Source organism: Bartonella sp. AA83SXKL, assembly GCF_042196965.1.
Lineage (GTDB): Bacteria > Pseudomonadota > Alphaproteobacteria > Rhizobiales > Rhizobiaceae > Bartonella.
This window is the reverse complement of record NZ_JBHIRG010000313.1, coordinates 328-577: the sequence shown is the minus strand read 5'-3', so window position 1 is coordinate 577 and position 250 is coordinate 328.

The following is a 250-nucleotide window of genomic DNA, read 5'->3' as shown; positions in this document are numbered from 1 at the left end:
ATGAAAGTGGAAAATGATATAATCATCCTTTTCGGCATGATTATGGTTGAAAGCAGAATGAAAATATTAGGCTTTATTGTTAGAAATACACGGAAAAAGCAAGAATTAACCCAAGAACACCTGGCAGCTACATCTGGAGCGGTGTGCAATTCATACGTGATTTAGAAAAAGGCAAAGAATCTTGCCAAATTGGAAAAACCATACATGTGCTTGCAATGTTAGGTCTCGATGTTCAGATTGGGAATGAAAA